Source organism: Ancylomarina subtilis, from assembly GCF_004217115.1.
In the GTDB taxonomy this organism is placed as follows: domain Bacteria; phylum Bacteroidota; class Bacteroidia; order Bacteroidales; family Marinifilaceae; genus Ancylomarina; species Ancylomarina subtilis.
The window spans coordinates 859,796-874,558 of record NZ_SHKN01000001.1 but is presented as its reverse complement, the minus strand read 5'-3'; the positions used below and the strand labels follow the sequence as shown (position 1 = coordinate 874,558).

The following is a 14,763-nucleotide window of genomic DNA, read 5'->3' as shown; positions in this document are numbered from 1 at the left end:
CTTTTACTTTATACCCGATTATAAGCAAGAATCAGACTAATATTATAATGGATCTGTTATGGATATTGAAAGCGCAAGGAAAGAAAAAAATAGAGTGGCATTTTTATCTGTTGCAGCTGCTATTCTTCTCACAAGTTTCAAGCTAGTAGTAGGTTTACTAACTGGTAGTTTAGGAATTTTGTCCGAAGCTTTACATTCTGCCTTGGATTTTGTAGCTGCCGGGATCACTTGGTTTGCAGTGAGATTATCGGATAAACCGGCAGATTCTGATCATCATTACGGACATGGTAAAATTGAGAATTTGTCGGCTTTATTGGAAACCGTTTTGTTGTTGATTACCTGTGTTTGGATTATTTACGAAGCTGTGAGCCGATTGTCTTCGGGGGAAACACATATTGAAGTTAACCTGTGGAGTTATATTGTGGTTATTACCTCAATTGTGATTGATATAAGCCGTTCGCGAGCCTTAATGCGGGTTGCTAAGAAATATAACAGTCAAGCCTTAGAAGCGGATGCTTTGCATTTTTCGACAGATATATGGAGTTCCTTAGTTGTGTTATTGGGCTTAATTTGTGCAAATTTTGGAATTTTTATTGCAGATAGTATTGCTGCTCTAATAGTTGCCTCAATTGTTATATACATATCCTATAAACTTGGGAAGCGTTCAATCAATGTTCTGTTGGATAGAGTCCCGGAAGAGACTTATCAGAAAATTGTTTTTATTCTTGATGGTTTAACCGAAATAGAATGCTATCACGATCTAAAGGTCAGGGCAGCAGGTGCTGAATTTTTTGTAGAACTTAATATTCATGTGAGTCCCGAATTGAGTATCCCTCAATCACATGATATTGCACATTTTATTGAAGATAAAATCAAAGCTGAAATTTTACGGTGTCATGTTCATGTGCATATCGAGCCCGAAGAACATATAGAGTTTAGTGAAAAGAATGAGGATGTTGAATTATAAAATTAGCCGGATGATTTGTTGGATGAAGGAGGGGTTTGGTTTAGAATAAAATGGCATTTTATTTTAGATTGAGCTTTCATAATTAGAATTTATACCTTAATCTTGTTTATAAATTTATAATATTTTACCATTTAAAACCAATCCTGAAAAAATGAAAATATTCCCTTTTCTTGCTATCGTGATTTTGTTTTTATCCTGTTCTGACGGGAAAAAATCTGCAACCAATAAAAAGAATGAATCAATCATCACAAAGCAGGTAGTAAAGCCAGAATTTCAGTTCATTATTGATTCTTGTAATGTTGAAGGATCTGTATTGATTTATGACTTAAATAAGGATATTTATTATTCCAATAATTTTGAGCGGGCAAAAATGGGGCATCTGCCTGCATCTACATTTAAAATTGCCAACTCAATTATTGCACTCGAAACAGGTATTGTTAAAAATGACAGCACATTATTGAAATGGGATGGAAAGAAAAGGTGGATGAAAAAATGGGAACAGGATCTCATTCTTCGGGATGCATTCCATTTTTCATGTGTGCCCTGTTACCAGGATATTGCCAGAAGCATTGGTGTGGAAAGGATGAATGCTTATTTGGCTAAAATGAAATACGGTAGCATGAAAGTGGATACTAGCAATTTGGATATGTTTTGGTTGGAGGGAGATTCCCGAATTAACCAGTTTCAACAAATAGATTTTTTGAAAAGCTTTTATCAGTCAAAATTACCCATTTCTGAAAGGACAGAGAAAATAATGAAGCGGATGTTTGTTGCTGATCATACCGATCAATATAAATTAAGTGAAAAGACTGGCTTATCCAATACCAATAGCATTTATAACGGTTGGTATGTTGGGTATATTGAATTCAAGTCTGATACTTATTTCTTTGCCACAAATATAGAACCTCAAAAGGAATTTGATTTTGACAAATTTGTTGCAAAAAGAAAAGAGATTACATTGAAAGCCTTGAAGCAAATGGGGTTTATGAAATAAAAGTGTATCATTCCCAGTTATTATAGAGGTCGTTTGAAGAACAATTTCGCTGAATTGAGATTCGGTAAAAGACGATCCGTTACAGATTAAATTATACCTCCTAAAATATTTAAGAGCAATTTTTATGAATGAAAACATGCGCCAAAGAATCATTGAGGTTTGCAATGAGAAGATAGAGAAAAAAGGAGAAAATGTAGGTCTGTCATTTTATGCCTTTTTTGCCAATAAGAACACGAATCCTGAACGATTAATGGCGGTTGCGGAGTGGTGGATTATGACACACAAGCTTGATCATTTCGAAAAGGCAATAAAGATTAAAGAGATGATGGTTCGTGAATTATAGGATTGAAAATATAAAACTTATGGATTTTGTGAAGTTCTAAAATTGATATTAAAAGTTTATTGGAAAACTAATTAAAGAATAAAGCATTCTATTTTTCATATAAAAAATTGTAGTTTAGCCCATCATTTTAATAAAATGATAAATAGAACAGGCAGTTTTGATAAATTTGTCATGAAAAGATTGATGTGATGAAATTCATGCCTAAATGTGTAATCGAATTTTTAAACGCTCACATTATTTTTATGTATTTATTTCAAAAATAGACAATTATGGAAGAGAAAAAATATTCCAAAATATATAGGTTGATTCATTGGGCTATAGCCATTTCACTCGTGTTGTTATTAGTGACAATTTTTCTGAGATTAACTTGGATGAATAAGACCAATGTTGCGAATATCATACAAGATTACCTTAATGGGACGGATCAGGTTTTATCGCAAAAACAGCTTATTGTGCTAGCTAAGAAAATAAGACAGCCGATGTGGAACTGGCATATTTATATAGGCTATGTCTTGGTTGGATTATATAGTATTCGATTTTTACTTCCTTTGTTTGGCTACATGAGATATCAAAATCCATTGCGTAAAGATTTAACAGCTAAATTAAGATTTCAGCAATGGCTGTATATTATTTTTTATATCTGCATAATCATTTCTTTAGCTACAGGGCTAATGATTGAATTAGGACCTAAATCATCAAAAGAATTGATGGAAGAGATACATGTGCTTTCTATTTATTATTTAATCTCTTTTATTGTGATTCATTTGGCAGGCGTTTTCATAGCTGAATTCTCTGACCAAAAAGGAATTGTTTCGAGGATGATAAGCGGAACACGTGATGAAGATTGAATGGAAGCAATGGATTCGCAAAAGCATATTTGGTATTACTATGATCGTGATTTCGTGAAGTGTTTTTTTTGTGCTATTGATTAATATTTAAGACTTCTATTTAGTATCTCGAATTGTTCAGCCTAAATTTCAAATAAGACTTTTTTGTCTTTTTTTTGTTTTTCTCTTGCGAGATTAAAAAAAAAGCCTTTGCTTTGTCCCGATGAATAAAATGAATTCAATAGAAAATATATTTTCTGCAACACATACGTGTTGCTGCTGCTGCTGTTGCTAAACAGTTTGCGGGCACGTTCTATGTACCTATTAGGGAATACAGCTCCCAATGAATCATTTTTTCTTTTTCATCATTACCCGTTTATCATGTCTATTTCCAATCAAACTGGAATGCCCCATTTTTCAAGATTCGTCTGTTGTTGCTCTTGTTAAGAGAAATCTGATTTGTACGCTTTAAAAGTTCGTGCAAATTAGTTAATGAGATTTGAAACAGATTGCAACAGAATAATTATCTTGAAAAGGCACCATGAAATTTTTACAGATTAAACCCTATCATCTTCGTATTTCCACAACGGTCTGTTGTGGCTGATAAAACACATTGAATTTTTGTCCTGATTGATATTACAGTTTTGTAAGCATCAGGAATTGGCTGACTTAGCCTTATAACTGTTCTTTTGAGGATAGGAAGAAAGCTACAGCCCAAAGTGAAAAGTTTTGTTCGAGTTTAAAAGCTTGAACCAGAGTTTTGTACAGACAAATAAGAAGAAAAATATGAAATATTATCAGAATATATTGGGGACCATTGGTAATACACCACTGGTGAAATTGAATCAAATCAATCGGGCTCATGCGCCACTTTTACTTAGTAAAATGGAGAGTTTTAACCCCGGAGGGAGCAGTAAAGATCGCGTTGCAATTGCCATGTTGGATGAGGCCGAGAAAAAGGGACTTTTAAAAGCGGGGGGTACCATTATTGAACCGACTTCGGGTAATACCGGATTGGGTTTGGCACAGGTCGGCATACTTAGGGGCTACAAATTGATCTTTACCATGCCCGATAAAATGAGTCAGGAGAAAGAGGATTTGCTCACGGCATATGGTGCGACAGTTATTCGTACCCCAACTGCAGTAGAACCTGATGATCCTCAGAGTTATTATAAAGTAGCTGAACGATTACTTAAAGAAATTCCCAACTCCTTTTCACCCAATCAGTATTTTAATAAGAATAATCCCAGAGCACATTATGAAAGTACCGGGCCTGAGATCTGGAGAGATACGGCGGGAAAGATCACCCATTTTGTAGCAGGTATCGGTACCGGAGGGACCATTTCGGGGGTTGGTAAATATTTGAAGGAACAAAATCCCAATATCAAGGTGATTGGTGTGGATACGGAGGGCTCTATTTACAAGCATGAGTTTTATAAAACTCAGGGGGCTATTCATTCCTATTTGGTTGAGGGGATTGGAGAAGATTTTATTCCGGACACGGTTGATTTCTCTGTCATAGATGAGATTATCACAGTAAGTGATAAGGATGCTTTTGCTACGGCCAGAGAATTGGTGATTAAGGATGCCATTTTTGCTGGATCATCAGCTGGATCAGCTGTAAATGGAGCTTTACAAGTAGCTGCACAGCTTAATGAAGATGATGTGGTGGTAGTCCTTTTGCCCGATTCGGGTAAATCCTATTTAAGCAGTCTTTATAATGATCAGTGGATGCGGGAAAAAGGCTTGCTGCAAGCAAACAACTTAGAATCAATTCAATAAATAAAACAGGTTTAAAACGATAAGATATGAAATTTACAACTAAAGGAATTCACATAGGTGAGAAGCCAAATTTTCAGGAGGGTACAACGGGAGATGTTATTGTTCCCCTACATTTATCGACCACATTTGCACGGCAAGAGGTTGAAGTCCCCACAGCGGGATACGAATACTCCAGATCGTTGAATCCAACCCGTAAGGCTTTGGAAAGCAAGTTGGCGGCTATTGAAAAAGCTAAGTACGGCCTGGCTTTTTCATCGGGTTTGGGAGCTGAGACAACGGTCTTGTTGGCTCTGTTAAAATCGGGTGATCATGTGATTACAACCGATGATTTGTACGGCGGAACCCAAAGGCTTTTTAGAAAAGTTTTCACAGCCAATTATGGTATAGAATTTAGTTTTGTTGACAGTTCAAATCCTGCCCGAGTTGAAGATGCGATTCGTGAAGAAACCAGGATGATTTGGATTGAAACCCCAACGAATCCCATGTTGAAGCTGACTGATATTGCTCGAATTGCTCTGATTGCCAAAGAGCACAATTTGATTTTGGTGGTGGATAATACATTTATGAGCCCTTATTTTCAAAATCCATTGGAGCTGGGAGCCGATATTGTTTTGCACTCAACCTCAAAATACATCAATGGTCATAGCGATTCAATTGGTGGTGCTGTGATGGTCAGCCGTGATGATTTGTATGAGAAGCTTCAATTTATGCAAAACTCTGCTGGTGCAATGATGTCGCCCTTTGATAGTTATTTGGTACTTCGAGGGATTAAAACTTTGAGTCTGAGAATGCGTCAGCATGAGAAAAATGCCATCGAGATAGCTGAATTTTTGAGTGATCATCCTAAAGTGAAAAAGGTGATTTATCCGGGGCTTGAGTCTCATCCACAGCATGAGTTGGCAAAGGAACAGATGCAAGGATTTGGTGGGATGATGGCTATTGAATTGGATGGAGAACTTGAAGATGCAAAGAATTTTCTATCGAAGCTTAAATATTTTGCTTTGGCTGAAAGTTTAGGTGGTGTTGAATCTCTGATCGAATTACCGGCTTTAATGACACATGGGTCAGTTCCTGCAGATGATCGTAAGAAGTTGGGTATTACAGATACTTTAATTAGGGTATCTGTGGGAATAGAGGATACAGAAGATTTAATTGAGGATTTGGTTCAGGCGTTGAATTTTTAAATATTAAAGAATTGTGAAAATGAAAAGTCAAAACTTTTTTTTGGATCGTCCTGAAGTTCGTGACTATCAGTTACAGGGCAATCATATCCGTTTAGATTTGCATCCCAATGTGTTTCCTCCATCCGATTTTGTGGTGCCTTTTGCTCAGAATATCCGGATTAAAGCTGGTGACCGGGTGGCCGATATCGGAACAGGAAGTGGGATACTCGCTGTTATGGCGGCACAATTGGGGGCTGAGGTTTGGGCGACCGATACGAGTGAGATATCTGTTATGAATGCCAAAGAAAATGCAAAAAAAAATAAGGTCGATATTCAGGCTTTTGCGGGTAGCTTTTTTGGTCCTTTGCAAGGTCAATTCGATGTAATTATCGCTAATCTTCCTCAGGAAATTTTACCTGAAGATTATAAATTCAATTTGGGTGAAGATTTAGCGCAGACTATTAGTGGAGGTAAACTAGGGAATGAGATTTTAATACAATTTTTGGAAATAGCACCTCAGTTTATGCATGCTGACAGCCGTTTATATATTAATGTGGGCAGTCTTTCTGATTATAAGAGCACTTTTCAGTTAATTGGTCAGAATTATCATGCTCGTATGATCAATACTTACGCTTTACCCAATAAAGTTTTTGTAGAAAAGAATATTGAGTTTTACAAGCAGTTGAATGAGGCAGGTAAGATCCATATTTTCCGGGAAGAAGGAATTTGGAAGGCTATGGTTTATCCTTTCGAATTGAAATTGAAAGGTGCTTAAGTATAGAAATAAAGCTCGGGTATAGGTGACGAGTTGATAAAATAATAAATTTATAAAAGAAATAAGATGAAGCAAATAGATAGTTTTAATGTAGATCACGACAGATTAAACCCTGGTATTTATGTATCACGGAAAGATCAAATTGGGCAAGAAACCCTAACCAGTTTCGATATTCGTTTGAAACTGGCCAATAGAGAGCCCGCTATGGATATTCAGGCCATGCACACCATGGAGCACTTGGGAGCTACTTTTTTGCGCAACAGCGAGGAGTGGGGCAGCCGTACCGTATATTTTGGCCCGATGGGCTGTCGTACGGGATTTTATGTCATTTTACATGGGGATTACCAATCGGAAGATATTGTTGAGCTGACCAAAGATTTATTTTTGTTTATGGCCAACTTTAAGGATGAAATACCGGGATCTAAACGTATTGAATGTGGCTATAGTTTGAGTCATGATTTGCCTATGGCCAATTGGGAGGCTCAACGCTTCTATGATCAGGTGCTTACAAACTTAAATGATGATAATCTTAATTATCCAATTTAGTATTAGGTTTATAAATGAAAATAAATTCACCTTGCTTTTTTAGCAGGGTGGATTTTCATGATAGATGAATTTGATAATGACTTAAAAATTTATGAAAGCTTTTGTTTGCAAAAGTAGGAATCATTGCAGACCTTTGGGTGTTCTTTTATTAAGGGTTGTGTAGGGATTTTATCGAGAACTATTCCATGATGATATGCAGCTCTAATCTTTAGGTTTAAAACTAGATGAGCGAGATTATAATTAAAACAGCAGAGCAAATTGAGGGCATTAGAAAGAGTTCTCAATTGGCTGGAAATACACTTAAATTTATTAGCGATTATGTGAAAGAGGGCGTGAATACGCTTTATCTGGATAATTTAATCGAAGAATATATGCGTGATAATGGAGCCATTCCGGCGACATTAGGTTATCACGGTTACCCAAAATCAAGTTGTATCTCTTTAAATGAGGTTATTTGTCACGGAATTCCAAGTGAGAAAACCATTCTAAAAGATGGAGATATTTTGAATATTGATGTGACCACAATTTTAGATGGATACTATGGAGATACCAGTACCATGTTTACCATTGGAGATATCTCGAACAAAGCCGCAAAATTGGTAGAGGATACAGAGCATGCTCTTTATTTAGGTATTGAGCAGGTGAAACCTGACAACTACTTCGGGAATATTGGTTTTGCTATTGGTCGTTTTGCTAAGGCCAGAAAATATGGTGTCGTTTATGAATTTTGTGGTCATGGTATTGGGATGGATTTTCATGAAGAGCCGCAAGTTGAGCATATTGCACAACGTAACTCGGGTGAAATTATGAAGCCGGGTATGGTTTTCACCATTGAACCAATGATTAATATGGGTAAGGCCCGTGCTGTCATCGACGAGAAAGATGGCTGGACTGCTCGTACCATTGATAATAAATTGTCTGCTCAGTTTGAACATACTGTTTTGGTAACCAAAGAGGGGTACGAGATTTTAACAGATGTTGGAGAGTATGATATCTTCAAATAAATTCTGAATAAGAAAATAATTAAAGATAAAGGGTTAAATTACAATTTAACCTTTTGTTTTTTAACCGACTTTGAAATGAAAAATGTAGCTGTTATTCTTGCGGGGGGCACAGGTAAGCGTATGGGCGCTTACTTGCCTAAGCAATTTCTTAAGATTGCCGGTAAATCGATTATTGAGCATAGCATGGCTATTTTCGAAAAACATGCTGGTATTTCTGAGATTTGTGTGGTGATTCATTCGAATTTTGTAGCCGATGTTGAGGATATTGTTCGTGAAGCTGGTTTTAAAAAGGTGACTAAGATTCTTTGTGGAGGTAAGGAACGAAGCGATTCCAGTTTGGCAGCTATTTCAGCTTACGAGAATGAGAAAGATGTGAATTTAATTTTTCACGATGCCGTTCGTCCATTTGTGAGTCAGAGGATTATTGACGATGTACTTTCGAGTTTGGCTGAAGGGAAATCGGTGGCTGTTGCCATCCCGAGTACTGATACTATTTTTAAACTGAATCAAACGAAATGCATTGAGTCTGTTCCTCCTCGTGATTTTCTTTACAGAGCTCAGACCCCACAAGCATTCCCTTGTGAAATCATAAAGAAAGCCTACAACCTGGCGTTGAAGGATCCAAATTTTAAAGCCAGCGACGATTGTGGTGTGGTTTTAAATTATTTGCCAGATGAGGCTATTCATATTGTTGAGGGGGATGAAAAGAATATCAAGATTACCTTTGAGCAAGATTTAACAAAAGGTGAGAATCTGATTGCTTAGCAGTTGAATTTGAAAATAAAAAAATGCCCCTCATAAACTTAATTTTTGAGGGGCATTTTTGTATGTTGTATTTTCTATCTAGTTTCTGTGTTCAACACGAAGTAAGTCGAAAATGGTTTTTACAGGGTTAAAGGTGATTGTTGGAACTTCCACAAATATAGTATTCCAATCAGCCATAGCCCCATTCCAAAGACCAGGAAGCTCCATGGCTTTTAATGGTGTCCCATTGTGCGATTTCTTAGAAATAAAACCTGTTTCAGGATCTACAAATTGAGTTAAATCAAACTTTTTACCTTTGTAGTTCTTAATACCACAAATCAAATCAACGGGGTTAAAATGCGTTGAAGCTCCCATGATTTTAGCTTGTTTTTTATCTTCAAGATCAATCTGTGAACTTTCAATAATTTGTAATGCTGATGAGTTGTCGGCATTTCTCACCCAGAAAGGTCCGCCACCCGGTTCCCCCTCATTCACAACCATACCACAAACACGAATAGGTCTGTTAAACTTCGCAAGCAGATAAGCTCTAAGTTTTGTTAAGTTATCTGTTTTAAGCGATTTGGGCGTTTTTATACATAGTTGGTCGACCGAAAAATTGAGCATTTCCAAAAGCCTTTCTGAAGTCAGTTCGAGTTTTGGATTGTCGAGTTCCTTCATGTACTCAAACATTTGCTTCTGATATTTTAATAAAACACCAGCCAACGCTTCTTTGTATTGGTAGGTTGTCTCTTTTAGTCTGTCAGGTACAACATTGTCGATATTCTTAATGAAAACCAAGTCTGCTTTAAGTTCGTTTAGATTTTCGATAAGAGCACCGTGCCCTCCAGGTCTGAACAATAAGCTGTCATCAACATCCTTGAAAGGTTTATTCTCCATATCTACTGCAATGGTGTCAGTAGAGGCTTTCTGATATGAAAATGTCACTTTGAGTTTGCCATCGTATTTTTTCTCAAAAGCAGATCTTGATTTCTTTAGCTTTCTGGCAAAGAGTTTTTTGTGCTCCTCAGATATGGTTAGATGAAGCTGAGCGGTGCCTTTATAGTTTTTCGCATAATGCAAAGCTTCAGCCCAATGCTCTTCGAAAGCTGTTCGGGAATAGTCCTGGTATTTATGAAATCTTAACAAGCCTTTGGGTTTATTACTGTAATTTAAACCATTGGCATTGAGTAAGGTGTTTAGTATTTCTCTGAAGTTATTCTTTTCAAGTAACCTTTCGATGTCCATATTTTTTTTCTGCAAGGCAGCCCTTAAATCAACAAAGAAGGCAAAATCTTGAATGTTTTCGAAAAACTTAAACATGCCATCATGAGATTTATCTTTCATGTAAGCCAGATAATCTTCTTCGGTTTCGTGGTAGTTGTTTAAGAAATCGTAGAGTTTTTGAAACATTCGACTTGCTGCTCCTGATGCCGGGACAAATTTGATGACAGAAAGTTTTTTGGGACGATTGATGTATTGATCTCTCAGAACTTTCAATTCTTCATCATCAATTCTCATAATTCCATCAGAAATGATGGCTGGGTTAATGAGCTTTACTTTAGGAAAACCAGTTTCGAAGTGTTTTAACTGTTCTTCGATTTTGGCTTTGTCCATACCTCGTTTTTTTATGAGGCTTAGGTCTTTTTTTGAGAACATGGTTTTGCTTTTTGTAAATTGTCGAAGGAGCAATATAAAAAATTGTTTTCAATATGAACTCGATTTTCTCTTATATTTTGATAAGTTATTAAAAGGTGGTTTCTTAAATATCAATAATACAATGATTTAAGTCAGTTAAAAAAGTGAATGGTTTAGATCTTTAAAACGAAGGGGCTAATACCGTCTGAAATGATATAAATACGACTGAAACTCTAGAGGTTGCAGAATGCTTATAAGTTTGTACTTTTGCGGCAAAGCGAAACAATTATGCAAACAGAGATATACCCTTGGGGACACAATAAGCGTTACAACGATTTTCCTGGTTTTTTCAAAAGAAAGTTTTCTGAACGCATTCAGAAAGTGACTATTGACGCTGGTTTTACTTGTCCCAATAGAGATGGGAGTAAGGGAACAGGAGGGTGTACTTATTGCAACAATAAGAGTTTTAATCCAGCTTATTGTACTCCAAAGGAATCGGTGACAGAGCAGATTGAAAAGGGGATTTTGTTTTTTGCGAGTAAATACAAAACCCAAAAATATTTGGCCTATTTTCAGGCTTTTTCAAATACCTATGGGGAGCTTGAACTTTTAAAAAGTTTGTATGAAGAGGCCCTTTCTCATGAAAAAGTAATTGGGCTGGTGATTGGTACTCGACCAGATTGCATTTCGGAACCTTTACTGGATTATTTGGAGACTTTGGCTAAGGATTATTATATCGCAGTTGAATATGGGGTGGAGTCTGCCAATAACATGGCTTTGGATGCGATTAATCGTGGACACACTTATGAGGAAGCTGAGGCTACAATCCTGGCTACGGCTAATCGGGGCATTCATATTGGTGCACATTTGGTGAATGGTTTACCACATGATACACCTGAGTTGATGTTGGAACATGCCATTCGACTATCGAATTTGCCCATAGAAACTTTAAAGTTGCATCAGTTGCAAATTTTGAATCACACAACAATGGCTAAGGAGTACGAGGAAGATCCCAATCGTTTCCATTTGTTTGGCATGGAAGAGTATATTGACTTTGTGATTGATGTGATGGAGAGGATAAATCCGGATGTGATGTTGGATCGTTTTGTGAATCAGGCACCTCCAGGCTGGCTGATTGCACCCAAGTGGGGGATTAAAAATTACCAGTTTGTGGCAAAACTTGAAAAACGATTGGTCGAAAGAGAGACCTGGCAAGGTCGCTTGTATAAAAAATCCTGATCACCAGAATAAGTAATCAGGATTAAGCTGTTGTATTTATTTTAATTACTGAATTTTCTTTAGCATTTGTTCTGCTTTAGGGTGTCCTAATTTTTTCGCATATTCCAAATTTGCTTTAGCCAGTTTTAAATCTTTAATATTGTAGTAAGCCACACCTCTTGCATAAATAGCCTGCTTAAATTTCTGGTCAATTTTAATAGCCTTGCTGTAATTCGCGATGGCTTCTTTGTATTTGTTCAGACAATCCAAGGCAACAGCCTTATTGTAATAAACACCAGAAACGTCAAGGCCTTCTTTAATGGCTTTATCGTATTCGGTAATAGCTGAATCAAAATCCCCAATGTAATATAACGAAATGCCTTTGTAGTGAAGAGCTTGAGAATGATGCGGATTTACCTCAAGAATTCGATCATAGTCGTTTATAGCCTCTTTGTATTTACCCATATTTTCATAGATGACACCTCGATTTAAGATGGCTTCTTCAGAATAACCTTGAGTCTTAATAACATGATTGAGGTCTTTTATGGCTTGGGCATTCTTCGAACTAAATGAATAGGAAATTGCCCGATTGTAATAGGCTGGAAGAAAGCTGTTATCCAAACTTAATATTTCAGAGAAAATCTGATTGGCTGCCTTGTATTTCTTTTGCTCGAATAAGGCCATCCCTTTCTTATTTAGCTTATCGACTTTCATTTTTGTACACGAAGAAAGACTCAAAACAAGAATTAGAATAAAGCTTATGGGTTTTAATTTCATAAAGACGATAGACATAAAGGGAAATTATAAATTTTGATCTAATGTAAATAATATCGGCAAAACTTAAAAGGCTTTGCCGATATATATTGTAAATAAAGAAGCTTTTAAGCCTTCGTTCCGAAAAGTTTCTTCAATAAATCTTTTTTACCCATATTGATCAATTCAGTCTTAATGGCATTTCGATATTCTTTTTTATACCAGAATAAGAACTTACGTTGAGATAACTTTTCCTGCTTACTTTTAGCCGTAAACACTTTTTGCATGGTGTAAGGGTGATAGCCTGAGTAATAAATGACGGTTGCAACAGTCATAGGCGTAGGCGTAAAATCCTGAACTTGTTCCAGCTTAAAGTCTAATTCTTTCGTTTTTACAGCCAAGTCAGCCATATCCACACCCTGCGAACCTGGGTGGCTGGAAATGAAATAAGGTATTAATTGTTGATTTAAACCTTCTTCTTTATTGATTTTGTCGAAAAACTCTTTCAGCTTGTAAAACAGTTTGAATGAAGGTTTTCTCATGATATCCAATACTTCATCGGAAGTATGCTCAGGGGCAACTTTTAATCGTCCCGATACGTGATTTTTAATTAATTCAACTGCATACTCCTTATTTGCTTTATTTACCTCTTCGTCTTTGGTTTTATGAAGCATTAAGTCGTAACGCACACCACTACCAATAAAAGATTTTTTAACGCCGGGAATTTTATCAACTTCTTTGTAAATATCCAGCATTGGTTGGTGATTGGTATTCAGATTCGGGCAAACATTGGGGTGAATACACGAGGGACGTCGACAAGTTTGACAGATACTTTCGAAAATACCTTTCATCTGATACATATTTGCTGAAGGGCCGCCAAGATCAGACAGGTAGCCTTTGAAATCAGGCATCTTAGTTACATACTCAACTTCTTTAAGAATTGATTTTTTCGAACGATTGGCAATAAATTTCCCTTGATGAGCAGAAATGGTACAGAATGAACAGCCACCAAAACAACCTCTGTGCATATTTACCGAGAACTTAATCATCTCGTAGGCAGGAATGGTTTTCCCTTGATAGCGGGGGTGAGGCATCCGTGTGTAAGGTAAATCGAATATGGCATCCAGCTCCTTTTCTTTCATTACCGGATAAGGTGGATTGACAATAACTTCCGAATCCTTATAGCCTTGAACCAGTTTTTTTGCCAACATTGAATTCGACTCCATTTCGATGTGGCGGAAGTTTCCTGCAAATTTCTTTTTATCTTTTAGGCATTCCTCATGAGAATACAGGACTTGCGTTTCCCACTTTTTCTTAGTTGGATATGCTTCACCTTTTTTTGCAATAAAAGAGGTTTGAGGAACATTTTTTAAGGTTTCAAAAGGAACGCCTTTTTTAAGTAGTCGAACAATTTCCTTTAAGGGTTTTTCACCCATTCCGTAAACCAATAAATCCGCAGAACTGTCACATAAAATACTTGGTCTTAGTTCATCCAACCAATAGTCGTAGTGTGTGACACGACGTAAAGATGCCTCAATACCACCCAATAGAATAGGCGTATCAGGATACAGCTTTTTCAGAATCTGAGAGTAGACGATACTGGGTTTATCCGGACGGAAACCATGCTTTCCTTCAGGTGTATAGGCATCATCGTGGCGTAAACGACGATTAGCCGTGTAATGATTCACCATGGAATCCATATTACCGGCCGTGATACCAAAAAACAAACGAGGTTGTCCCAACTTTTTAAAATCGCGTAAATCATCACGCCAGTTAGGTTGAGGAACAATGGCTACTTTTAATCCAGCACTCTCCAGTATTCGACCAATTACGGCAGCACCGAATGAGGGGTGATCAACATAGGCATCACCACTAAATAAAATAACATCCAGCTCTTCCCAGCCTCTTTCTTTCACTTCTTTTGCCGAAGTTGGTAACCATTGATTGTATCTTCCTGATATCTCGTCTTTCATCTTGATTCTTTTCATTGACAAGTTGTATTGCAAAAAGCA

General features: G+C 36.9%; 14 protein-coding genes. 11 read left to right on the top strand and 3 right to left on the bottom strand.

The features are described from left to right. Positions 1 to 58: 58 nt before the first annotated feature. The 10 genes from EV201_RS03635 to EV201_RS03590 all read left to right on the top strand — a co-directional run bounded on the left by EV201_RS03635 (position 59) and on the right by EV201_RS03590 (position 9,166). Positions 59 to 967 carry a cation diffusion facilitator family transporter gene (locus EV201_RS03635; RefSeq protein WP_130306038.1) on the top strand — a complete coding sequence of 303 codons (909 nt, stop codon included), beginning with the start codon at positions 59 to 61 and terminating at the stop codon, positions 965 to 967. 151 nt (positions 968 to 1,118) lie between these two features. Further along, complete coding sequence (blaOXA, locus tag EV201_RS03630; RefSeq protein ID WP_130306037.1) at positions 1,119 to 1,961, top strand: class D beta-lactamase; 843 nt, start codon at positions 1,119 to 1,121, stop codon at positions 1,959 to 1,961. A gap of 124 nt (positions 1,962 to 2,085) precedes the next feature. Continuing rightward, positions 2,086 to 2,304 carry a DUF6500 family protein gene (locus EV201_RS03625; protein WP_130306036.1) on the top strand — a complete coding sequence of 73 codons (219 nt, stop codon included), beginning with the start codon at positions 2,086 to 2,088 and terminating at the stop codon, positions 2,302 to 2,304. Between the two features lie 269 nt (positions 2,305 to 2,573). After that, complete coding sequence (locus EV201_RS03620; protein WP_130306035.1) at positions 2,574 to 3,152, top strand: cytochrome b/b6 domain-containing protein; 579 nt, start codon at positions 2,574 to 2,576, stop codon at positions 3,150 to 3,152. A gap of 765 nt (positions 3,153 to 3,917) precedes the next feature. Continuing rightward, the gene (locus EV201_RS03615) at positions 3,918 to 4,913 is read left to right on the top strand and encodes a PLP-dependent cysteine synthase family protein (protein WP_130306034.1); all 996 of its coding nucleotides are present in this window, start codon (positions 3,918 to 3,920) and stop codon (positions 4,911 to 4,913) included. 26 nt (positions 4,914 to 4,939) lie between these two features. Further along, positions 4,940 to 6,097 (top strand): trans-sulfuration enzyme family protein, encoded by a 1,158-nt coding sequence (locus EV201_RS03610; protein ID WP_130306033.1) that lies wholly within the window; start codon positions 4,940 to 4,942, stop codon positions 6,095 to 6,097. 19 nt (positions 6,098 to 6,116) lie between these two features. Continuing rightward, positions 6,117 to 6,851, top strand: a complete 735-nt coding sequence (locus EV201_RS03605) for a 50S ribosomal protein L11 methyltransferase (protein WP_130306032.1) — start codon at positions 6,117 to 6,119, stop codon at positions 6,849 to 6,851. A 66-nt stretch (positions 6,852 to 6,917) separates the two neighbouring features. Then, a complete protein-coding gene (locus EV201_RS03600; protein WP_130306031.1) occupies positions 6,918 to 7,397 on the top strand; it encodes an S-ribosylhomocysteine lyase in 480 nt (159 codons plus the stop codon). A 224-nt stretch (positions 7,398 to 7,621) separates the two neighbouring features. Then, a complete protein-coding gene (gene map, locus EV201_RS03595) occupies positions 7,622 to 8,401 on the top strand; it encodes a type I methionyl aminopeptidase (protein WP_130306030.1) in 780 nt (259 codons plus the stop codon). Positions 8,402 to 8,476: 75 nt separating this feature from the next. Beyond that, positions 8,477 to 9,166, top strand: coding sequence for an IspD/TarI family cytidylyltransferase (locus tag EV201_RS03590; protein ID WP_130306029.1), 690 nt, complete (start codon positions 8,477 to 8,479; stop codon positions 9,164 to 9,166). Between the two features lie 78 nt (positions 9,167 to 9,244). Here the strand turns inward: EV201_RS03590 and EV201_RS03585 are convergent, their stop codons facing one another. Beyond that, entirely contained in the window at positions 9,245 to 10,801 is a 1,557-nt protein-coding gene (locus tag EV201_RS03585) for a DUF4301 family protein (RefSeq protein WP_130306028.1), read from the bottom strand. Between the two features lie 267 nt (positions 10,802 to 11,068). On the opposite strand from EV201_RS03585, the gene mnmL reads away from it, so the two are divergent. Beyond that, the gene (mnmL, locus tag EV201_RS03580) at positions 11,069 to 12,019 is read left to right on the top strand and encodes a tRNA modification radical SAM protein MnmL/YtqA (RefSeq protein ID WP_130306027.1); all 951 of its coding nucleotides are present in this window, start codon (positions 11,069 to 11,071) and stop codon (positions 12,017 to 12,019) included. 45 nt (positions 12,020 to 12,064) lie between these two features. On the opposite strand, the gene EV201_RS03575 is transcribed toward mnmL, so the two are convergent. Both EV201_RS03575 and EV201_RS03570 read right to left on the bottom strand, forming a co-directional pair. Further along, complete coding sequence (locus EV201_RS03575) at positions 12,065 to 12,790, bottom strand: tetratricopeptide repeat protein (RefSeq protein WP_130306026.1); 726 nt, start codon at positions 12,788 to 12,790, stop codon at positions 12,065 to 12,067. Positions 12,791 to 12,879: 89 nt separating this feature from the next. After that, positions 12,880 to 14,724: a YgiQ family radical SAM protein gene (locus EV201_RS03570; protein ID WP_130306025.1), complete on the bottom strand. Its 1,845-nt coding sequence runs from the start codon at positions 14,722 to 14,724 to the stop codon at positions 12,880 to 12,882. Positions 14,725 to 14,763: the final 39 nt, after the last annotated feature.